Below are 22,582 nucleotides of genomic sequence, written 5' to 3' on the forward strand. Positions count from 1 at the left end.
CTATGTACCCCAGGGTTCGATCAGAATGTGTCCATTGCGTACGCGCGCGATTTCGGCGGGCCAGCGCAGCACGCGGTTCCCTTCCGGCGCGCGCGCGATATAATGCCCGATCCGCAACTGCGTCGGCATGAGAATCAACGCGCCGACCCAGGCATGTTCGTCGCCGTTTGCGCCGGCGTGGACGACGCCGCGCAGTTTGCCCCAGACGATCACGTCGCCGTCCGCGATCACTTCCGCGCCGGGGTTGACATCGCCGATCACGATGACGGGGCCGGTGTGGCGCACGACCTGACCTGAGCGAATCGTGCGACGCAACACCAGCGGCGCGTGCTCGGCGGCTGCGCCGGGCGCGACTTGCTCCGGGGGCGCTTCGGGCGGCGGAATCGTCGCGCGCAATTGATCGAACGTGGCTTGCGCGTGCGCTTCGCCCATCACGGACACCAGCGTCATCTCGTGTTGCGCGAGCATCGCGATCAACTCTTCGAGCTGCGCGACCTCGACCGCGCGTCCGCCGGTTTCAAGCAAGACGCGCGCGCCGCGAAAAAACGATTGCGCGCTGGACCGACTCAGCTGCGCGCCCAGTTCGTTCATCATCGCGCGCCAGCCGCCGTTGCCGAGCGTGATGACAATTCCTTCGCGGGTTCCCTTGAATGTGACGTAGCTCATCGTTTTGATAGTTGGGTAGTTTAGGTAGTTGGGTAGTTGTGTAGTTAGGTGGCTAACGACATCCAACCATCTAACCACCAAACTGCCCATTACTGGGTAGGGACGAACTGAACGGTGTAGCGTTTGTAGGGCAACACGTCAATCGCGAGCGGATCGGAATCGGCGGGCGAGAGTGTGCGGACACACCAACGCGAGGAATCGTGCCAGTACACGCCGTTGAAACGAAATGCGCCATTGCCATCCGTCGTCGCGCTGAATATCGCGTTGCCGTCGCATTTATCTACCGCGACGCGCACCGCGTTGACTCCGCGTCCGCTGGCGTCTACGACGGTGCCGAAAATTCCGGGTAGTTCGCCCCAGTTATCCACCGACAACGCGCGCCCCGCGTACTTGCGCGCGGGCGCGACCGGACCCGTGCTCGCCGCCGGCGGACGCACGACGACGACTGGCGGCGCGATCGGTTGCGCGGGACCGACGAGCGGCGCATCGGTATTCAAACGAAAATACGCGCGCAAAATATCCGCCGCCGCGGGTCCCGCGACTTCGGACCCTTCGCCGCCGCCGAACACAAACACGGTGACGACGACTTGCGGATTTTCGTACGGCGCGAACGCGGTGAACCACGCGTGCGTCGGCAAATGTCCGTTGACCTTGGGTCCGTAAAATTCTGCCGTGCCGGTTTTCGCGGCGACGGTTACATCGGCGAGATTCGCCTTCACCGCGGTGCCGCGCACCACGGCTTCGCGCATTCCTTCGCGCACAATCGCCAGGTTGTGATCGTTTACCTGGACGCGATGGATGACCGCCGGTTCGATTTGCCGGATGATGCGCCCTTCCGAATCCACGATCTTTTGGACGAGTTGCGGTTTGTAGATCGTCCCGCCATTCGCCACCGCAACCGTATACTGCGCCACTTGGAGCGGCGTTGCCAACACATAGCCCTGACCGATTGCCATATTGTACGTGTCGCCGGTCGTCCAAATGTCGCCAATCGTTTTCCGCTTCCACACTGGGTCGGGCACCAGTCCTTTGGCTTCACCAGGCAGATCAATCCCGGTCAGCGTGCCGATACCAAACATGCGCGCGTACGCGGCGAGCCGGTTTTCGCCCAAGCCATTCTCAAAATCCGGATAACCGCCGGATACTTTGTAGAAAAACACGTCGGACGAATTCGCGATGCCATCGCGAATGGCGAGCGCGCCGAACCCAGGTTTGTACCAGTCGTAAAATGGTTGCGCGAGCGACGGGTCGTCGGGAAAGTATTTGTTCGGAACCCAGATCACACCCGGCGTCGTGATTTTGGTGTTGATGTCTACGACGGTTTCCTGCAACGCGGCGCTCGCCGGAATCAGTTTGAACGTGGAGCCGGGTGGGTACTGTCCGGTGATGGCTTGGTTGACGAGGGGATGCAACGGGTCTTGTGCGAGGTTGGTGTAGTCGTCAATCGAAATACCGGTCGCAAACAAGTTGTTATCGTAGCTGGGGACTGAAACGAGCGCGAGCACTTCGCCGTTGCGCGGGTCGAGCACGAGCGCGACGCCTTGCTTGGAACGCGCGCCGCGCATCGCTTTTTGCAAAATCGTTAGGACGGTTTTTTGGAACTCGGCGTCTATCGTCAGAATTAGATTGTGTCCGGACACCGGCGGGGTCTCGTCGAGCTTGGCGACTTCGCGTCCCGCTACATCCACCGCGATGTGGCGTTCGCCTTTGGCACCGCGCAAATCTTGCTCGAAGGAATACTCCAAGCCGGTCAAGCCGACTTGATCGGTGGGCGCGTAGCCGGTGTACTGTTCCAAATTTTCGCGTGGGATGCGACCGGTGTATCCCAGCATGTGGGAAAAGAGCGCGCCGTCCACGTATTCGCGAATCGGTTCCAGTCCCACGCGCACGCCGGGAAAATCGAGATGGTTCTCCTCTAAATAAAACGCGACCTCGCGCGGCACGTTCGATTTGATGAGCGCCGGCGCAAACGGATCGCGCTCGGCTTTGGCGATCAGTTCGCGCAATCCTGGTTTTCGTTTGGGCGGCACGACGACGCGCTCGACACCAATGGGCAAACTGCCCACCGCGTCCGCGACCGTCGTTTCGATCACCGTCTCGATGGGCATGTCGAGCAAGACCGCGAGTTTGCCGACGATGCGTTCTTCGTCCTCGTCCGGCAAATCTGCCGGCACAATCGAAACGTTGAACGAGGGAATGTTACGGACGAGGATTTTGCCGGCGCGATCATAGACGATGCCGCGCAACGCATCGGTTTGAACGATGCGATACCGATTCGCAAACGCGGCTTGGCGAAAGTACTCGCCTTGCGCGATTTGTAAGTTGGCGAGCTGGAGAACGAGAATGAGAAACGCGGCAATGATCGCAACGCGCAAAAGGCGAAAACTGCCGCGGGGTTTTTCTTCTTCTTCGGTTACACTGCCCGCTAGGGAATATTCGTGCTCTGGATCGTTCACGCGAAAAATTATACCCTAGTTTGAGCGAATTGGCAACGCGCTATCAAGTTACTCGCAAAGCCAGCGCGGGCGAGCGGAACGTTTCGGCGAGCGTTGCTTTCGTAGCGCGTCGAGGTGTTCTCATTCGTGCGACCCGTGAACATCTTCTTTACGCATGATGTCTAAAAACAGGTGGACAACATGCGGATCGAGGTGCGTGCCGGATAACGAGGCGATGTGACTCAACACCTGTTCCACCGACCACGGCTCGCGGTAGGGGCGCTGCGAGAGTAACGCGTCCCACACATCCACCACCGCAAAGATGCGCGCGGCAAGCGGAATGTCTTCGCCTTTGAGTCCGCGCGGATATCCTTTGCCGTCCCAGCGTTCGTGATGACAGTACGGAATATCGAGCGAAGGTCGCAGGTACGCAATCGGCGAAATGAATTTGTTCGCATACGACGGATGTCGTTGCATAATCAGCCACTCGTCATTCGTCAACGGACCGGGCTTGAACAAGATGCGATCGGGAATCGCCATCTTGCCGATGTCGTGCAGCAGCGCGCCGCGCCGGATGTGCTCGATTTGTTCTTCGCTCAGTTTCATCGCGCGCGCTAGCCGCACCGTCAGATCGGTGACGCGTTGTGTGTGTCCTTTCGTTTCTTCATCGCGCAGGTCGAGCGCGCGCGACCAGCCCTCGAGTGTGGCGTCGTACGCGCGTTCGAGCTCGCGCCGCGAATTTTCCGAATCCTGGAACAGGCGCGCGTTCTCCATCGCGACGGCGACCTGATTGGCGAACAGCACGAGCAGACGCTCATCTTCCGGCGTGAACGCGTCGGTGTGCGTGCTCAAGACCGCGAGTACGCCAAGCAAATGGTGATCGGTTTCCACGGGCACCCACAAACCGGCGCTGACCTCCGGATCCACGCGAATCCAGCGCGGCTCGACGTGAACGTTCGGCAAATACAACGGGAGGCGACTGCGCCCGACCCACGCGGTAACACCCTGCGGACTGGACAAGGGTAGATTCAGTTTGCTTAAATCGCGTTGGGTTTGTTCGGAAAAACCAATCGCCATCTCGACGCGCAGACTATCGGACGTGCGTTCATACCGCAAGAATTCCGCGCGGTCGGCGTGGAGGGCTTGCATCGTGATGTTGAACAGAAATTCGAGTTGCGCTTTCGGCTGGAGTACGCTGTTGAGCGCCAAGCCGGCGTCGTACACCAACGCCAGTTGTTCGGCGCGTGTGCGCGTTTCCTGGAAAAGCCGCGTGTTGCGAACGACGCTCGCAGCTAACCCAGCAAAGAGCGCAAGCAGATGCATGTCGGCTTCAGTGAATCGGCGCGACGATGCGCCTAGCTCGACAACGGTGAGCACGCCGATGAGTTCACCGCCGTAGAGCATGGGCACGCCCAGGACTGCACGAAGCGATAGCGTGTCTGGGTGGGGGAGGCGCGCGTACCATTTTTGATAATCGTCCACAATCAAGGGTTGGCGGGTGGCGGCTACTTTGCCAACCAACCCAGTGCCAAGTTTGATGCGAAAATTCGGCGAAAAGAAAAGCCCTTTTTGTGAAACGAGTTCGAGCTCATCCCGGGTGACGTTGTACAGGTACGCGGTTCCGCCAGGACAGTTTAACAGTGCGACGGCGCGTTCGATGATGGTTTGCAATAGGAACGCCAGATCGCGTTGCGGCGCGGCAAGATCGCTTGCGGTGGCGTACAGCGCGGCGAATTGATCGGCGCGCGCCCGGCTTTCGCGCAAGAGGCGCGCGTTCTCCAGCGCGATCGCGGCTTGGTCGGCAAAGGTTTGCAAGGCGGACGCGTGGTCGGCGTTGAAAAAGCCCGGCGTCGCGCTGTCCAAATTGAGAATCCCTAGCGCGAATCCCTTGGTGCGGATGGGCGCGGCGAGATGCGACCGAATCCAACGCGATTCCGGTAAATCTACCCAGTCGGCATATTGCCGGACATCGGAAATCAAATCCACCGGACCATCGGGCGACGCCGCGTAGTTCATGTTCGGAAAACGTGCGAGGTCAAAGCGTTGCGCGAAAATCCACTCGTCGTCGCCGAACCGATCATAGCCGCGACCGCGGACGACGCGCGCGGCGCCTCCTTCGAACAGCATGATATTCGCGGTGTCGTACGGCACGACGCGTCCAACATGGTCGAGGATGCGGTCGAGCACCTGATCGAAATCGAGCGTGCTGTTGAACGCGCTGGCAATATCGCGCAGACTTTCGGCGAGCGCGCGCTGTTCGCGTTCCGCCGCTTCGGCGCGCGCGCGCTCCCGGTCGCGCGATTGGAGCGCCTCCGCCAATTCGTCAAAGGCGCGCGCCAACTTGGTGATTTCGCCCGTGCGCGCGGGACCTTCGACGCGCGCGCTCAAATCGCCGGCGCGCAGGTGTTCCGTCGCGCGAATTAGGCGTCGCACCGGGCGCACGACGAACACGTCGCCAAAACTCCACGCGGCGGCGGAGGCGACCAAACCGACCACCGTCAATACCAGCAGACTTTGCCAAAGCAATTGATCGGCTTGCGCGTACGCCGCCGATACCGGAATGCCCAGCCCGATGTACGCATCTTCCGCCGAACCGGCTTTGGTCCGCACCAGTGAATAGAGTCGCGTGACGTCATCCGGGTCTTGAATATCCGCGGTCAACCCGGCGCGCGTCAGAGTTTGGAGGTGTTGGTCGGCGGGCGTGTACTGCACCCACACCTCATCCGCGCGCACACGCGTGAGCAGCGTATCACCGTGAATCGCTACCAACAACGTCGAGCCGGTCGGCAACTGCTTCATTTGCGCGAAGGTGGCGAACCATGCCGTGTCCAACGTGGCAAAGACGACGCCTTGCGTTTCGTCGAACTCGTCCACCAAAGGAACGCCGATATTCACGGTCGGGCGGGTGCCCAGCCAACCCAGTTCAAATTCGCCGATGCTCGAATGGCGAGACTGTAATAGAAATTGAAAGTACGGACGTTCGGTGACACGGAAGGGCGCGGTCAAAGACGTGGCGCTACAGGAGACAAACCCGGCGCGATTGATGACTCCCAGGTTGGCGTAAAAGGAGTGCGTTTTGACAGCGGTGAGCAATTCGTCACAGCGAAGCGGACCTTGCGCGTGCAGGGCAGGTAGACTTTCCAGCGCGAACAGTAATTGGTGCGCGGCGGCGATCAATTCGAGTTGATCGGACTGAGCTTGGCGCGCGAGTCGCTTGGTTTGTTGCCGCGCGGCTTCGGTGGCAAGTTGACGCTGCGCGTCGCTGTTGTAGATCGCCAAGCCAAACGCAGGGATGAGCGCGAGGAGAACGATCAGAAGCAGACGCGCCTGGAGACTCGCGAGCATGTGAACGACGACCAGGCGACGAAGAAATCTCATGCCGTATGAATAACACAACTCTGATTAGGCGTCAACCAGCGACATTGGGCTAGAGTGATTTGTGTCTGTCTTGCCTTTATGCTACAATGACCACGGTTTATGCCGTGTGGCGACCAGATAGAAATAGACGCGCCGCACACGCGCGCGTCACGTTCGAACGTCGGGTACGTTGCAAACAAATTCACAAAGGAGACGTATGCCAAATCCGAACAAGATTCACCCGGGTCTCGCCGAACAATTGCGCCCGCGCGCGCTGGCGGCGGGGACGCAACAATTGCCCATCATCGTCAAGTACACAACGGGTGCGATGATGACGCCCGCGTCTGTCGTTGCCGGCGCGAGCGCACCGCGTTTTACGTACCGACTCATCCATGCCAGCGCGTTCAGCGCGACGCCGGACGCGATCAATCAATTGAGCGACCGCGACGATGTGGAAATGATCTGGTTCGACGGTCAGGCGCACACGATGCTCAACACCTCCGTACCGCTGATCCGCGCGCCGCTGTTGTGGCAAGCTGGGCTTACCGGCAAGGGGATCAAAGTCGGTGTGGTGGACACGGGCTTGGACGCCACGCATCCGGATTTTGCCGGACGCGTCGCGGCGATAAAGGATTTCACGGGCGAAGGCGACCTCGACGGTAATGGTCACGGCACGCACGTCGCCGGCACGATTGGCGGCTCGGGCGCGGCAAGCGGCGGAGTGTATCGCGGCGTTGCGCCGGAATGTACCTTGTACGCCGCCAAGGTGTTGACGAGCAGTGGGTTCGGCTCGATCAGCGGCGTGATCGCCGGCGTCGAATGGGCGGTGGATCAAGGCGTGCGAACGATGAACCTGTCGCTTGGCATGGACGGTTCGTGCGATGGCACGGACGCGCTCTCCGAAGCGTGCGACGCGGCGGTGGCGCGCGGCGTGGCGGTGTGTGTCGCCGCCGGCAACGCCGGACCCAGCGCGTACACGGTTGGCTCGCCGGGTTGCGCCAAAAATGTTATCACCGTCGGCGCAACGACCAAGAACGATGACGCGATCTATTTTTCGTCGCGCGGACCCACGGCGGATGGGCGCATCAAGCCGGATCTTTGTTTCCCCGGCGTGGACATTATCGCGCCGCACGCGGTGAACACGCAGATCGGTCAAATCGTCAATCAGTTCTACACGACGCTTTCGGGCACTTCGATGGCGACGCCGCACGCGACCGGTTCGTGCGCGTTATTGTTGCAAGATAACCCGACCGCGTCGCCGGGTCAAATCAAAAATCTGTTGATGGCGTCCGCCGTCAACCTGGGTCTCGATCCGAACACGCAGGGCAGTGGTCGCGGCGATGTGTTCGCGGCGTACAAGTTGAACGATATTCAACTCACCAGCGTCACGTTGACGCCTTCGTCGGTGAGCGCCGGTAAATTAGTGGCGGTCAGTCTCACCGTGCGCAACAACAGCGATGCGGCTCTTCCGACCCAGGGACCCGAACCTGGATTTATCTACGAAGAAGAAGACACGTTCATCAGTCGCGGATTCGTGGATCAAAAAGGCGCGTTCCGCGTCGCGCTGGATTTTGACGGACGCACAGGCGTAGATCATCCGTACCGCTGGGGTTTGGGTACGCCCTTACAACCCGGCGAAACGCGCACGATCACCGGCGCGATTCGTTTGAAGAGCATCGGCACACGCAATTTCTGGGGCGGTCTCGTCGAAGAACAAACTGTGTGGATTCAAGATCGCGTCGGCGTGCAGAGCGTGCAGGTCTTGCCGCCAGTGCATCTGGTCAGCGCTGTGTTTTCGCCGAGCAGTCTGGGTTCAGGCGGCTTGCTCAACGTTTCGATTACCGTTCAAAACGACGGTACGATCCCGCTCACCACGCAAGGTCCCGATCCGAGTTTGGTGTACGAAGAAGGGGACACGTTCCTCACGCGCGGTTATCCCGATGTCGCGGGCAGTTATCGTGTCGGCGTGGACTTTGATGCGCGCAGCGGCATAGATCATCCGATTCGCTGGGGCTTGGGTGCGCCGCTGCAACCCGGCGAAACGCGCACGATCACCGGTCAAATCCGGCTCAAGACGATCGCGACCAAAAGTTACTGGGTCGGTCTAGTACAAGAACAAAAGGCGTGGATTCAAGACAAGGTTGGTGTACAAGTCATCAGCGTCACGCCGCCCAAGCCAGGTCCCAAGATTTCGAACGTCACGTTTACGCCGACCACACTCAGCACCGGCAATTACCTTACCGTTACGATGACCGTGCTGAACGACAGCGACGCGGTTCTGGCAACGCAAGGACCCGAACCTGGGTTTATCTACGAAGAAGGCGAATCGTTCGCGTCGCGCGGCTTTGCCGCCGTCAGCGGCAACTATCGCGTGGGTGTGGATTTCGACGGACGCGGCGGACTCGATCATCCGTATCGGTGGGGCTTTGGCACTCCGCTCAACCCCGGTGAAACGCGCACGATCAGCGGCGCGATTCATCTCAAGACCGCGCAGACTCAGAATTACTGGGGCGGCTTGGTGCAAGAGTACATCGCATGGTTGCAAGACCGCCAAGGCACCCGGTTGATCACAGTCAAGCCCGGCATCACGATTACGAATGTCACGTTTGCGCCGACGACGGTGAGCGCGGGACAATTGTTGAACGTGAGCATCACCGTGCGGAACGATAGCAACCTCACGCTCGCGACCCAGGGTCCGGATTCTGGGTTCGTCTACGCAGAAGGCGACGACTTTGCGAGTCGGGGATTCCCGGCGGCGGCTGGCAACTATCGTGTCGGGATTGATTTTACGAATCGTACCGGCGTGGATCATCCGTACCGCTGGGGATTGACCACACCGCTGGCTCCCGGCGAAACGCGCACGATCACCGGCGCGATTCGACTCCAGACCGCGCAGTCGCAAGACTATTGGGCGGGCTTGGTGCAAGAATTCGTCGCGTGGTTGCAGGATCATCAGGGCACGCAGACCATCGGGGTGGCGTAACGTGAAGGTAGAGACGTTCGCGAAGCGTGCAGCGTCTCTACCTATGATTAGCCAAATCTGCCCAAGTTGTGGTAGAATGGCGCACGCTAGAAACCCACATGAAGATTACTTTTCACGGCGCGGCGCGCACGACCACTGGCTCGATGCACCTCTTTGAATCTGCCGGTCACCGCATCCTGCTCGATTGCGGACTCTATCAAGGTCATCGCGCAGAAGCACTTGAACGCAACGCCAATCTACCCTTCGATTCAAAAACACTCAGCGCGGTCTTGCTCTCGCACGCGCACATTGACCACTGCGGCAACTTGCCCATGCTCGTCAAACGCGGGTTTGCCGGCGAGATCAATTGCACGACCGCGACGCAAGACCTGACGAAATTGATGTTGCGCGATAGCGCGCGCATCCAAGAGCAAGACGCCGCGTATCTGAATTATAAACGCGCACGGCAAGGGTTACCCAAGATCGAGCCGCTCTATTCGACGAGCGATACGGAACTCGCGTTGCGCCACATCGTTGGACACAGTTATCATCAGTGGTTCAAACTCAACGGCGATGCGCGCGCGATCTTGTACGACGCGGGACACATCCTCGGCTCGGCGCTGACCGTGCTCGAAGCGACTGAAGGCGCGCGAACGGTGCGCCTCGGTTTTTCCGGCGATCTCGGTCGTCCGGGCGCGCCGATTCTGCGCGATGCGGAAATCTTGCGCGGACTCGACTATCTGATCGTCGAAAGTACGTACGGCAATCGCGAACATAACAGTCTCGCGGAGGCGGAAGAAAAATTCGTGCGCGTCGTGCGCGAAACGCTCGCGCGCGGCGGCAAGGTGGTCATTCCCTCGTTTGCCTTGGAACGGACGCAAGCGTTGGTCTATGCCTTGCATCGCCACTTTGAAGCCGGCGATCTGCCCGCCGTGCCGGTGTACGTAGACTCGCCGCTGGCGATTGATGTGACTGCCGTTTTTCGCGTGCACCTCGATTGTTTCGACGACGAAATCCGCGAGCACATTCTCGCGCACGATGACCCGTTCGGATTCGGCAAACTGCATTACACGCGCGCGGTTGAAGAATCGAAAAAAATCAACGAGACACCCGGTCCGGCGGTGATCATTTCGGCGAACGGAATGTGTGAAGCCGGACGAATTTTGCACCACCTCAAATACAACATCGAAAGCGCACACAACACGATCTTGTTCGTCGGCTACCAAGCCGAGAATACGTTGGGGCGTCGCATCGTAGACGGCGTCAAGCGCATCCGCACATTTGGCGAAGACTATGTGGTTCGCGCGCGCGTCGAAATGATTGACGGATTTAGCGCGCACGCGGATCGGAGCGAGTTGTTGAGTTGGATCGCCCAGGTTCAACCGACGCTCAAGGGTATTTTCGTCGTCCATGGCGAAGCCGAATCATCCCGCGCATTAGCGGACACGTTGCGCGCGGCGAATCCTCACTGCAACATTGTCGTGCCCGAGTTGCATCAAACGATTGAACTGTGACCGTCCGTCGCCACGACCCGCGATTCGTCACATCTCCAAGGAGTACGTATGACTTTTGAAGAAGCCGAAGGCAAATTCAGAGAACTGCAAGCCCGCGTGCAACGCGGCGAAGCGATCAGTCGCGCTGAGTACGAAGATCAAGTGAGCCGGCTGGCGGTGCAAGATCAGTTTGGCGTTTTGTGGGAAATCAATCCGCGAACCGGCAAATGGATGTACTTTGACGGCGCTGAGTGGGTGTCGGGTGCGCCCCCCGGTCGCGAGACCTCGACGGTCATTCCGCTTTCGAGTCTGACGCCCAAGCCGGGCGGACAAACTACGCAGCCCAGCGCGCCGACCACGCCGCCGCAACCGATGCCCACGCGCGCGCCGATGCCGACCGCGCGTCCAACGACGCCGGTCTCGGCGCGACCCGCACCGGCTACGCGCGCGCCCACGGCGATGCAACCGACCCGCGCGCCCGCGCGTCCGGTGCCGGCGCGTCAAGCGCCTCCGCCCGGTCAACCGCAACGCGGCGGTCGTTCGCCGCTGAGTATGTTCGGACCGGGACGCGAGTGGATTCCACTCGCGATTGCCGCGGGCGTGTTGCTCGTGTGCGCGTTATTGTTGGGCGGCGCGGCGCTCGTGTTGAACAGCGGCGTGCTGGGGACGACGGCGGGAGCGACGCCTTCGCGCACGGCTACGCGCGTGGGCGGCGGCTTGCCGACTGGCACTCCGACGACACGCGTTGCGTTGCCAACCCAGCCCCCGCCGACCGCGACGCCCGCGCCAGTCATCGCCAAAGTGACGCCAAACACGCTCAATGTGCGCGCCGCGCCGGACACGAAAACCGGCAAGGTGATTAGCACGCTGAAAAAAGACGCGCAAGTGACGCTGATCGCGCGCAGTGTGGACGCGTTGTGGTACCAGATCAATCTCGCCAGCGGGCAACAGGGTTGGATCTCGGCGGAACTTGTGACGATTGCCGGCGGCGATCCGAACACGTTGCCGCAAGCCGGTCCAGGCGCGCCGCCCGCGCCCAAGCCGCAACCCGCCGCGACCCCAGCGACGAAACCGTACCCGTAAATCGTATTCTACATGGTGGTTGTTAAGAGCGGAACGTAACATCGCGATCGTGCGCTCCGCTCGAAACGCTATCGCAATAAAATCGTACGAAAGGAATTGAAGGTCGTATGCACTTTGATCTCGTCGAGTTCATCAAGACCGTCGGCTATGCCGGCATCTTTAGTTTTGTCTTTGCCGAGTCCGGTTTGTTCTTTGGATTCTTTTTGCCTGGCGATAGTCTGTTGCTCACGGCTGGCTTGCTCGCGTCGCGTGGTGTGCTTGACATCGTCGTGCTCATTGTCGGCGTGTTTATCTGCGCGGTGCTCGGCGACAATGTCGGATATTGGTTCGGCGCAAAAGTCGGTCCGCCGATTTTCAATCGTCCCAACTCGCGATTCTTCAAGCGCAAGAACTTGCTCAAAGCCAAAGAGTTCTACGACAAGTACGGCGCAATCACGATCACTGCCGCGCGCTTTATGCCGTTCATTCGCACGTTTGCGCCGATTGTCGCCGGCGCGGTCGCGATGAATTATCGCACATTCATCGTCTTCAATTTGCTGGGCGGCGTGCTGTGGGGCATCGGCATGACGACGCTCGGTTACGCGCTCGGCGTATGGTTCGGCACGGTCGAAGGGATTGACACGTATTTTTCGCTACTTGTTCTCGCGTTCTTTATCATCCCAGGTTTACCGACGGCGTGGCACTTGTGGCAGGAAAACAAGAATACGATTCTCGCGTATGCGAAAGCGATCATCAATCGGCAACCCTTGCCCAGGATTGTGGATGAGGAGGATGAACGGTCGGTGGCAAGTGGGCAGTGAGTGGTGAGCAGTAAACAGTGAACAGTGCGAGCGCGGAGTCGTGGTGGCTCTGCGCTTTTGATTTTCGCCATTTCCCCATTTCCCGCGCTCTGTGCTACAATAGCGCGCGGAACGATTCACCCTCGCTCAACGTCCTACGAATGAATGTTTCGGTTCGTGTAATCCCACTCTAGCCGATTGGTTATAGACCACCATAGCCCGATTCATCGTGCTTGCCATATTTAGGCGGGCGATTTTATCGCTTGACGAAGGAATTATTTTCGTGAGTCATCCTGCTTCTGCTTCCGTCGCGCCGCGCGGCTGGCGTTACACGCTGATGCGTATGCTGACGATCACCGCTATCGTCGCGCTCGTTGTTGCCGTCGCGCTCGTCGTCGGCGCGGTTAGCGCGTACACGTACTATGCGCGCGATTTGCCGCCGCCCGAACAACTCGCGGCGCGTCCCATCGCGCAATCCACCAAACTGTTCGACCGCAACGGCGAACTGCTGTACGAAATCTTCGACCCGAACGGCGCGCGGCGCACCGTCGTGCCGAGCGCGCGCATCCCCCTCGTGCTCAAGCAAGCAACCATCGCGACCGAGGACAAATCGTTTTACACCAACCCCGGCGTAGATTGGTACGGCATTGCGCGCGCGGCGTACTATTACATTCGGTACGGGCGCCCCGTGTCCGGCGGCGGCAGCACCATCACGCAACAATTGATCAAGAGCGCGCTGTTGACGCCGGAGCAAACATTCGAACGCAAAATCCGCGAAGCGATTCTCGCGCTTGAGGTCGCGCGCAAATATTCGAAAGAGCAAATCCTCGAATGGTACCTGAACACGATTTGCTACGGCAATCTCGCGTGCGGCATTGAAGCCGCGTCCGATGCGTACTTTGGCAAACGCGTACAAGACCTGAATCTCGCCGAGGCATCGTTGCTCGCCGGGTTGCCGCAACTCCCGGCAGTGTACGATCCGTGCGCGCATCCCGATGCCGCGCTCGCGCGCCAAAGCGATGTGCTCGGCTTGATGGTCGAACAAAAATACATCACGCCCGAGCAAGCCGCGTCTGCGCTTGCCGAATCGCGCAAGACGATCAACTCGGACGTGTTCGATAAACGCTGTGACCAAGGCATCGGCATCAAAGCGCCCCACTTTGTCGTTTACGTGCGCGAGGAACTCGAAAAACAATACGGACCCGAAGTCGTCTACAAGGGCGGCTTGCAAGTGACGACGACGATTGATCTCAAATTGCAACGACTCGCAGAGGAAGAAGCGCGCAAACAAATCAACGCGCTCGCCGGCAAGAACGTCACGAACGCGTCGCTCATCGCGCTTGATCCGAAAACCGGCGAGATTTTGACGATGCTGGGCAGTGTGGATTTCTTCGACAAGAAAATTGACGGGCAGGTGAACGTCGCGGTGCGCTTGCGCCAACCGGGGTCTTCGATCAAACCGCTCACGTACCTCACCGCGTTTCAAAAAGGGTGGACGCCCGCGACCGTTATCGCGGACGTGAAAACCGTGTTCCCAATCCCAGGTCAACCAGACTATGTGCCGGAAAATTACGACACGCGCGAACATGGTCTCGTGCCCATCCGCACGGCGCTCGCCTCGTCGTTCAACATTCCGGCGGTCAAGGCGTTGCAGTTCATCACCGTTACCGCGCTGATTGACACCTCGCGCAAATTTGGGATGACGACATTCCGCGATCCGCGCAACTATGGCTTGTCGCTCACGCTCGGCGGCGGCGATGTCAAGTTGCTCGAATTGACCGGCGCGTACGCAGTCTTGGCGAATCAAGGTGTGCGCGTCCCTGTGACGCCATTCCTTAAGGTGACGGATCCGAACGGCAAAGTATTGTTTGATTTGAAAGCGAATCCACCAAAGGGTACCCAGGTCGCGGACGCGCGCCATGCGTACCAAATCACGAGCATCCTCAGCGATGTGAGCGCGCGCGCGCCGGGCTTTGGAACGAGCGGGGCGCTGCGTTTGTCGCGACCGGTTGCCGTGAAAACCGGGACGACGAACGATTGGCGCGACAACTGGACGATTGGGTTCACGCCGGATTTTGTCGTCGGTGTGTGGGTGGGCAATTCGAATAACACCGAGATGGAACACATCAGCGGCGTCACCGGCGCGGGACCGCTGTGGCACAACTTTATGGAGCGCGCGCTCGCCGGCACGCCGCCCAAAGATTTTCTCGTGCCGCCGGGAATGGTCAAACTCGAAGTGTGCGTCGAGTCGGGTCTGTTGCCGACCGAGCTGTGTCCGTTGGATCATCGCGCGCAGGAAATTTTTCTCGCCGACAACGCGCCGGTGCAAACCGACCACGTGTGGCAAAAAATCAAGGTTGATCGGACGAACGGCTTGATCGGATCGGACGTGTGTCTGGAACTCGTGGACGAAAAAGTTTTCGCGGTATATCCGCCCGAAGCGCGCCAGTGGGCGATAGATCACAACATTCCGCAACCGCCGACGGAGCGTAGTCCGAATTGTCCCGACCCGGAGCCGACGCCCGTCGCCGGCGCGCAACCGACGATGAGCGTCGCGTCGCCGCGCGATGGCAGTGTGATCGGCGGCGTGGTGCAGATCATCGGCACGGTGCAAATGCCGGATTTCGACAACTATACCGTGCAGATCGGGCAGGGCAATGATCCGCGCGATTGGACGTTGCTCGCGCGCAGTACGTCGCAAATCAAAGACGGCAATCTCGCGACCTGGGATACGCGCCGATTCGCGGACGGCGTGTACACGATTCGGCTCGCGATGGCAGACCGCAGCGGCAGATCGTTCGGCGGACGCGTGCGCGTGACGATCGCGAACGCGCCAATCGTACCGACCGCGATTATTATCGTGCCGACCGCGACGCGCACGCGCACCGCGACACTCGTTCCGACCCAGGTCATCCTGCCGACCGCGACGCGCACGTCCACGCCCGCGCCGACCTTGACGCCAACCCGCACCATCACGCCGACGGTCGCGAGTACAGCGACGCCGACGCGCACGGTGACGCCGCTCACGCCGGTCGCATTGCCGACCGCAACGCCGACCAAGACCGCGATTCCAACTGCGACGGCGACGCAAACTCTAGTCGCGCCGACCGCGACGCGCACCGCCACGCCGACTGCGACGCGAACGCTGGTGCTTCCGACGGCGACCCCGACAATCACACCGACGCGCACGACAACGAGTCCAACCAAGCCATGACGAAAAACGAACCCAGGTTTCTTCAAGAAACCTGGGTTCTGCAATGAAGTAGCGTGGGGCAATTTTCCAAATTGCCAAAAACCGTGGGGCAATTTTCCAAATTGCCAAAAACCGTGGGGCAATTTTCCAAATTGCCAAAAACTGTGGGGCAATTTTCCAAATTGCCCTACAAACTCATTTCCTCTTTGTGTCCGAATCCTTCCGCGTTATCAATCCAGCGAATCCACTTGGGTACGATTTTGTGCATTTCGATCACCCCCAGTTTGTCCAGCGCGCGACCCAGCATCGCGGCGGCGGGCAACCACTGTTTCACAAACGGGAATTTGCGAACGTACAGTTCGTACCCGCGCGCGCGTTCGTCGTCTGGCACGCGCTGCGCGTCGCCGGCGATTTGCAAGCCGCGAATCGTTTGCCAGCCGCGCGTCGCCGCGTGCACCGTCGCGTGGACGCGCGCATCGCGCTGCAAATTTTGAATGTGCCGCGTTTTCGGATCGGAGAGAAAGTAGAGCGCGCGCGCATCGTCGTGCGCGTAGAACACATCGCACGCGTGCGGCGAACCGTCCGCGTTCGTCGTCGCGAGTGTCAGTGTGGTTTGCGCGGCGAGAAACGCGATGATCTTGTCTTGGGTGCTCGTCTCGGTTGGCGCGGCGACGGCGTCGCGCATCCCCGCCCACTGCGTGAACAACGCGTTATCGAAGCCGAGTCGCGCGAGCACGCGACCGACCGTGCCGTCAATCATTTCGGCGAGCGTTTGCGGGCGACTATAAAACGTGGGAATTGGCGGCGCGATAATCGCGCCCATTTCCGCGGCGCGTTCCATCAAGCGCAAGTGTCCCAGGTGAAACGGCGTCTCGCGCACGACGAGAATGAGCGGGCGACCTTCTTTCAACGTGACGTCCGCCGCGCGCGCGATCAAATCGGCGGAGAATGAATTCGCAATCGCGGAAAGTGTTTTGATGCTGCACGGCATCACGATCATGCCGCGCGTAGCGAAACTGCCGCTTGCAATCGTCGCGCCGATTTGCCGATCGTCGTGCGTGACGTGCGCGAGTTGTTCAACTTGCTGAATCGTCCAATCGGTTTCGGCGGCAATCGTTTGCTTTGCCGCCGCGCTCATCACGAGATGTGTTTCGACGTTCGGCAGATCGCGTAATACTTGCAACGCGCGAATGCCGTAGATCACGCCGCTTGCGCCGGTAATCGCGATCACGATTCGTTCGTTCATCTTATCCCAACATAAACTGCCATCGTTCCCAGCATCAGCCAGCGAAATGATACGTCGCGGAAACCGACCGCGCGCATCAGCTCGCACACTTGCTCCGGTTTGTAAAACGCGCGCACCGATTGCGGCAAATACGTGTACGCGTCTGGCTTGCCGCTCAACACTCCACCGATGCGCGGCATGGCGTAGTCGAAATAGATTCCAAAAATGTTTTTCCACACCGGCGCGCGCGGCGTCGTGATTTCGAGCGAGACCGCGCGTCCACCTGGCTTGAGCACGCGATACATTTCCGCAAACGCGATTTGCACGTCCGCGACATTGCGGAGAACGAAACCGTTGACGGCGCAATCAAAAGAGGAATTGGTAAATGGCAATTGGAGCATATCCCCGGCAATAAAATTTGTCGTGGGATATTTTTTTTGCCCGCGCCGCATCATCTCTAGCGCGAAATCTACGCCGACGACGCGCACGCTGGGTTCGACCTCGCGTAGTGCGAACGCGAAATCGCCGGTGCCGGTGGCGAGATCGAGCGCGCGTCCGTCGCGCGGCGGTTGCGCGAGACGCGCGGCGACGCGGCGCATTTGTTGATGCTGCCCCAGCGTCATCACCGCGTTCATCAAATCGTACCGATGCGCGATTCCGTCGAACATCTTTTGGACGTAGGCGGCTTTATCGGCAGATTTTTGATTTTTGATTTCTGGTTTCTGATTTACCGACATCCAACTTCCAACTTCCAATTTCTACTTGGCGAACAGATACGGACACAACGCGCGTTCGAGATAGTCTACGACAAAGTACAACAACAAACCCAGGAGACTCATCGCAACAACGCCGGCGTACATTTCCGGATACGCGATACGTTGGAAGGTGTCCACGATAACGTAATAGCCCAGCCCCGCGTTCGTCGCGAACGATTCGGTGAGGAAGAGTACCGCGACCGCGGTGCCGATGCTAAGGCGGACTGAAGTGAGTACGGCAGGCAGCGTCGCCGGCAAATAGACAAAGCGCAACAATGCGCGCCGCCCCGCGCCAAGCGAGCGCACCGAGTAGAGCAGTTCGGGGCGGAGCGCCATCGCTTGATCGCGCACGACGACGAGGACTTGGAAAAACAGAATTAAAAAGATGATAAAAATTTTCGACGCGTCGCCGATGCCGAGAAAGAGCAATACAATCGGCAGCAAAACGATTTTCGGGATCGGGTACGTCAGGTAAATGACCGGCGCGAAAAAGCGATTGAGTTTTTCGGACTGTCCTAGCACGAGACCGGCGGGCGTTGCAAGCAGAACTGAAAGCGCAATGCTCGCGACGACGCGCCACGCGCTCACGACGAAATGCCAGCCGAGCGAACGCGGCACCTGGGTCGCAAACGCGACGAGTACCTCGGTCGGCGCGGGTAAAATATCGCGGTTCAAAACGAGCGCCGCAATTTCCCACGCGGCAAAGAGCGCGAGGGTGGCAAAGAGGATGTCGCGTTTTCTCATCTCAGTCGTTAGTCGTCAGTCGTCAGTCGTCAGTCGCCAGAAAATCTGTTGACTGTCTACTGTTGACTGTTGACCATCTACTTTTCCTTTAGCATCTCGCGCAACAAACGCGCACGGTCGCCAAATTCCGGCGAGTCGCGGTACTCGGCGCGCCCCGCGCCGGGATTTTCGACGATGCGTGGCGCGCGGTGCGGCGGCGCGCCCAGCACGAGAATCGTGCGACCCAGGAAGACCGCTTCTTCGATATTGTGCGTCACGAACACCGTCGTCGTCTGCGTTTCGTTCTGCAATTCGAGCGTCACCTGCTCTAGGTCTTCGCGCGTCACCGCGTCGAGCGCGCTGAACGGTTCGTCCATCAACAACACGTCCGGCTCGAGCACGAGCGTGCGCGCAATCGCGACGCGTTGGCGTTGTCCGCCGGAAATCTGCGCCGGATATTTTTGCGCGAGCGCGCTGAGACCGAAACGCTCCAACCAAAAATCAACCACGAGCGGCGTGTGGTGTTTGGCGTGTGGCGAATTGCCCTCTGCCATTTGCCATTTGCCATTCGCTATTTGCGGTCGTTCCTGTCCATAGAACTCGCGAATCTGCAAACCCAGTTCGACATTCTCGCGTACCGTCGCCCACGGCAGCAAACCGTATTCCTGCAACACCAACCCGGTCTTGCCGCGATTTTTCTTGCGCGGCACGGTCTCCCCATTCACCACAATCGTGCCTGTGTCCATCGCGCGCACGCCGACGATGAGATGCAACAATGTGGACTTGCCACAGCCGGACGCGCCAATCACCGACCAAAACTCGCCGCGTTCGACGCACCACGTAAAGTGATCGAACAGCGGCGTGGTTTGGGCTGGGTAGGTGAAGGTGAGGTCTTGAATCGCGATCATTTTTTATTGGACGCGGATTGACGCGGATAAACGCGGATATTTCGTTTTTCATCCGCGTTTATCCGCGTCCTATTTTAGGAAGTTGCCGTCCACTGACGACGCGAACGTGACCGGCGCGTTGATGAGTTTGCGATCGAGCGCCCACTTGACCACGTCGTCCCATTGCGCTTGGCTGGGAATGGCGGGGTCGGGGAACGGTGGAAATTGGTACTTGTCTTTGAGTTGGTCCGGCACGCGTCCGACTTCGATCAAAATGTTGCGAAGCGGTTCGGGCTTGGCGCGAATGTCGCCAATTGCCTTGTCGTACGCCGCGAGCAATTTCCTTACATCATCCGGTCGTTTCTCCACAATGTCGGTCCGAAAACTAATCACGCTCATGCTGTACTCGGTATACTTGGTGTCGTCCACGACGATGCGCGCGCCCTGCAAAATCGCGAGCGAGGCAAGCGGATCGGGCAGCGTCGCCGCGGCGACCTGACCTTGCTGCAGCAATTGCAAGCGCGTCGGAATCGCCGGCACATTCGTCGTCTTGATGTCGGCGGCGGCGAGACCTTCTTTTTCGAGCAAGCGTTGCGTGACGTACTCGATCACCGAGTTTTGCGAGATCGCGATTTCCTTGCCTTTCAAATCCTGCGCGGTTTTGATTGGACTATCTTTCGGCGTGAGGATCCAGTACTCGGCGGCGTTCTTGAACGCGATGCGCGCCTGGCGCACGATCTTGATGCGCGGCTGATCCTTATTGAACAGCACCGTCGAAACCAGGTCGTTCAACTGTCCGTCAATCTGCGAGGTGAGCATCATCTGGTCGCGCTCTGCCGCGCTCGATGCCGGCACCAGCTCGACGGTGATGCCGTTCGTTTTGAAATAGCCCTGTTGTTGCGCGACGTAAAACGGCACAACGTCCGTGATCGGCAGAACGCCGATGCGAAGCGTGCCCGAACTCGTCGGCGGCAAGGGCGCGCGTGTCGCAGTTGCGCCGGCTTGCGGCGCGGATGTCGGCGCGCTCGTCGGCGCGGCGGTCGGCGTTGCCGGCGCGCACGCGGCGAGCAGCGCGAGCGCAAGAACGAGCAAAATAACAATGCGTGGTGAAATCATTTTCCCTCCAAGAAATTTTCGATTTTGGATTTTCGATTGGACAAGACGCAAATCGCAAATCGAAAATTGCAAATCAAAAATGAACTAGTCCGAACAGCGCGCTTAAAAACACAATCACGCTGATGTATCCGTTCACGTTAAAGAACGCGAGGTCGAGTCGCGACAAATCATTCGGTTTCACGATCGCGTTTTCGTACGCGAGCAACGCGGCGACGACGAGCACGCCGAGCCAGAACAGGATCCCCAGGTTCGCGATGATGCCGACCGCCGCAAGCGCGAGCACGGTGATTGTGTGATGTACGCGCGCGAGTATGAGCGCGGTCGGAATCCCAAAGCGCGCGGGCACCGAGTAGAGTCCTTCGCGTTGGTCCACCGCGACATCCTGGCACGCGTAGATCAAATCGAACCCCGCCATCCACACGATCACGACGAACCACAGCAACAACGCGAGCGGGTCGAGCGAGCCGCGCACCGCGACCCAGCCGCCCGCCGCCGCGATGCCATCGGTGAAACCGAGCACCCAGTGGCACAGCCAGGTAAACCGTTTGGTGTAGTGATAGCCGACCAGAAAAATCAGCGCGAGCGGCGACAGGACGAGACAGGTTGTGTTCAACTGCCACGCGGAAAATTCGAACACGCCGAACGCGACGAACGAAATCGCGATGACCGCGCGCGGCGAGATCAAGCCGCGCGGCAGCGGGCGATTCAGCGTGCGCGGGTTGCGCGCGTCCAGTTCGCGATCAATCAGCCGGTTGAGCGACATGGCGAGCGTTCGCGCCGACGCCATCGCGAGTGTAATCCAAACGAACTGCGCTAGAGTTGGCAAACCATTCGCGGCGAGCACCATGCCCAGGTACGCAAAGGGGAGGGCGAAGATGGTGTGTTCGAATCGGATGTTGTCGAGGAGTATTTTGAGTTGGCGCATAGAACCAGACGGATTTTACCACAAAACTCGCCACGCGGCTAGTGCGGCAGAAATCGCCTAATTGACAACCTGCCGGAATCCGGTATAATCATAACCGGTCTAGACCGGTTATGACCAGTCATCAGGAGACACGATGGTGCGTCTCAAGCGGAATCATCCGCAACCCCTCTACGCGCAACTCAAAGAATCACTGCGTTCCGATATCCTCGCCGGGCGTTTGCGCGCCCATCAACAATTGCCCTCCGAGCGCGAACTGTGCGCGCGTTTTCGCGTCAGCCGCATGACCGTGCGGCAGGCGTTGCTCGACCTGACGCGCGAAGGACTGATCTACAGCCGCGCCGGCAAGGGCACGTTCGCCAGCGAACCCAAGATTGATCAGCAACTCAAGGCGCTCTCCGGCTTTAGCCAGGACATGCAATCGCGCGGCAGCAAACCCTCGTCGCGCGTGCTCGAAGCGAAAATCGAACGCGCCAAAGACGACGTCGCAAAAATGCTCGGCGTCCTGCCGGGCGCAGAAATCGTTTTGCTCACGCGCGTGCGTCTCTCGGACAATATCCCGCTCGCAATTGAGACCGTGCATCTTCCGCACGCGCTCTGCCCCAATCTGCTCCGGCATAATTTTGCGACCGAATCGCTCTACGCGGTGCTCGAACACGAGTACGGCTATCGGCTCACGCGCGCGGAGCAAACGATTGAAGCCGCGCTCGCGCGTTCGCGGGAAGCCGCGCTCTTGCGGCTCGCCGCGCCCGCGCCCGTCCTCGTGATGGAGCGCGTGACGTACACCGACCAGGGTATCTTGATCGAACACGTGCACTCGATTTATCGCGGCGACCGTTACAAGTTCCATTCGACGCTTGCGCCGCAAGGAATTGCAAGTTAGACGTTGGAAGTTGGATGTCGGATGTCGGAGTAGCCACGCGCGCTCCAACTTCCAACCTCTAACTTCTAACTTCCAATTTCCAACTTCCAATCACCAGGATTGA

The 22,582-nt window shown here is 59.5% G+C and carries 15 protein-coding genes; 6 read left to right on the forward strand and 9 right to left on the reverse strand.

From position 1 onward, the window contains the following. The 3 genes from minC to HY868_23900 all read right to left on the reverse strand — a co-directional run bounded on the left by minC (position 1) and on the right by HY868_23900 (position 6,479). On the reverse strand, positions 1-666 hold the full coding sequence (gene minC / locus HY868_23890) for a septum site-determining protein MinC (GenBank protein ID MBI5305194.1): 666 nt from the start codon (positions 664-666) through the stop codon (positions 1-3). Between the two features lie 89 nt (positions 667-755). Next, entirely contained in the window at positions 756-3,122 is a 2,367-nt protein-coding gene (gene mrdA / locus HY868_23895; GenBank protein MBI5305195.1) for a penicillin-binding protein 2, read from the reverse strand. A gap of 120 nt (positions 3,123-3,242) precedes the next feature. Continuing rightward, complete coding sequence (locus HY868_23900) at positions 3,243-6,479, reverse strand: GAF domain-containing protein (protein ID MBI5305196.1); 3,237 nt, start codon at positions 6,477-6,479, stop codon at positions 3,243-3,245. Between the two features lie 196 nt (positions 6,480-6,675). Here HY868_23900 and HY868_23905 point away from each other — a divergent pair, with 196 nt between their 5' ends. The 5 genes from HY868_23905 (at position 6,676) to HY868_23925 (ending at position 15,989) form a co-directional block, all read left to right on the forward strand. Continuing rightward, positions 6,676-9,441: a S8 family peptidase gene (locus tag HY868_23905; GenBank protein ID MBI5305197.1), complete on the forward strand. Its 2,766-nt coding sequence runs from the start codon at positions 6,676-6,678 to the stop codon at positions 9,439-9,441. Positions 9,442-9,539: 98 nt separating this feature from the next. After that, positions 9,540-10,934 carry an MBL fold metallo-hydrolase gene (locus HY868_23910; GenBank protein MBI5305198.1) on the forward strand — a complete coding sequence of 465 codons (1,395 nt, stop codon included), beginning with the start codon at positions 9,540-9,542 and terminating at the stop codon, positions 10,932-10,934. Between the two features lie 48 nt (positions 10,935-10,982). Next, the gene (locus tag HY868_23915; protein ID MBI5305199.1) at positions 10,983-11,996 is read left to right on the forward strand and encodes an SH3 domain-containing protein; all 1,014 of its coding nucleotides are present in this window, start codon (positions 10,983-10,985) and stop codon (positions 11,994-11,996) included. 107 nt (positions 11,997-12,103) lie between these two features. Further along, complete coding sequence (locus tag HY868_23920) at positions 12,104-12,796, forward strand: DedA family protein (protein MBI5305200.1); 693 nt, start codon at positions 12,104-12,106, stop codon at positions 12,794-12,796. 262 nt (positions 12,797-13,058) lie between these two features. Continuing rightward, the gene (locus HY868_23925; protein MBI5305201.1) at positions 13,059-15,989 is read left to right on the forward strand and encodes a PBP1A family penicillin-binding protein; all 2,931 of its coding nucleotides are present in this window, start codon (positions 13,059-13,061) and stop codon (positions 15,987-15,989) included. Between the two features lie 166 nt (positions 15,990-16,155). Here the strand turns inward: HY868_23925 and HY868_23930 are convergent, their stop codons facing one another. The 6 genes from HY868_23930 to HY868_23955 form a co-directional block, all read right to left on the reverse strand. Beyond that, complete coding sequence (locus HY868_23930) at positions 16,156-17,214, reverse strand: UbiX family flavin prenyltransferase (protein MBI5305202.1); 1,059 nt, start codon at positions 17,212-17,214, stop codon at positions 16,156-16,158. After that, the gene (locus HY868_23935; protein ID MBI5305203.1) at positions 17,211-17,930 is read right to left on the reverse strand and encodes a ubiquinone/menaquinone biosynthesis methyltransferase; all 720 of its coding nucleotides are present in this window, start codon (positions 17,928-17,930) and stop codon (positions 17,211-17,213) included. Before HY868_23935 ends, HY868_23930 begins: the two co-directional genes overlap by 4 nt. A gap of 21 nt (positions 17,931-17,951) precedes the next feature. Continuing rightward, positions 17,952-18,692 carry an ABC transporter permease subunit gene (locus tag HY868_23940; protein MBI5305204.1) on the reverse strand — a complete coding sequence of 247 codons (741 nt, stop codon included), beginning with the start codon at positions 18,690-18,692 and terminating at the stop codon, positions 17,952-17,954. Positions 18,693-18,769: 77 nt separating this feature from the next. After that, positions 18,770-19,579, reverse strand: a complete 810-nt coding sequence (locus tag HY868_23945) for an ATP-binding cassette domain-containing protein (GenBank protein ID MBI5305205.1) — start codon at positions 19,577-19,579, stop codon at positions 18,770-18,772. 69 nt (positions 19,580-19,648) lie between these two features. Next, complete coding sequence (locus HY868_23950) at positions 19,649-20,674, reverse strand: ABC transporter substrate-binding protein (protein ID MBI5305206.1); 1,026 nt, start codon at positions 20,672-20,674, stop codon at positions 19,649-19,651. A gap of 73 nt (positions 20,675-20,747) precedes the next feature. Beyond that, entirely contained in the window at positions 20,748-21,599 is an 852-nt protein-coding gene (locus HY868_23955) for a UbiA family prenyltransferase (GenBank protein ID MBI5305207.1), read from the reverse strand. A 133-nt stretch (positions 21,600-21,732) separates the two neighbouring features. On the opposite strand from HY868_23955, the gene HY868_23960 reads away from it, so the two are divergent. Continuing rightward, positions 21,733-22,479 carry a GntR family transcriptional regulator gene (locus HY868_23960; GenBank protein ID MBI5305208.1) on the forward strand — a complete coding sequence of 249 codons (747 nt, stop codon included), beginning with the start codon at positions 21,733-21,735 and terminating at the stop codon, positions 22,477-22,479. Positions 22,480-22,582 lie beyond the last annotated feature (103 nt).

It is taken from the genome of Chloroflexota bacterium (assembly GCA_016219275.1).
GTDB lineage: Bacteria > Chloroflexota > Anaerolineae > UBA4142 > UBA4142 > JACRBM01.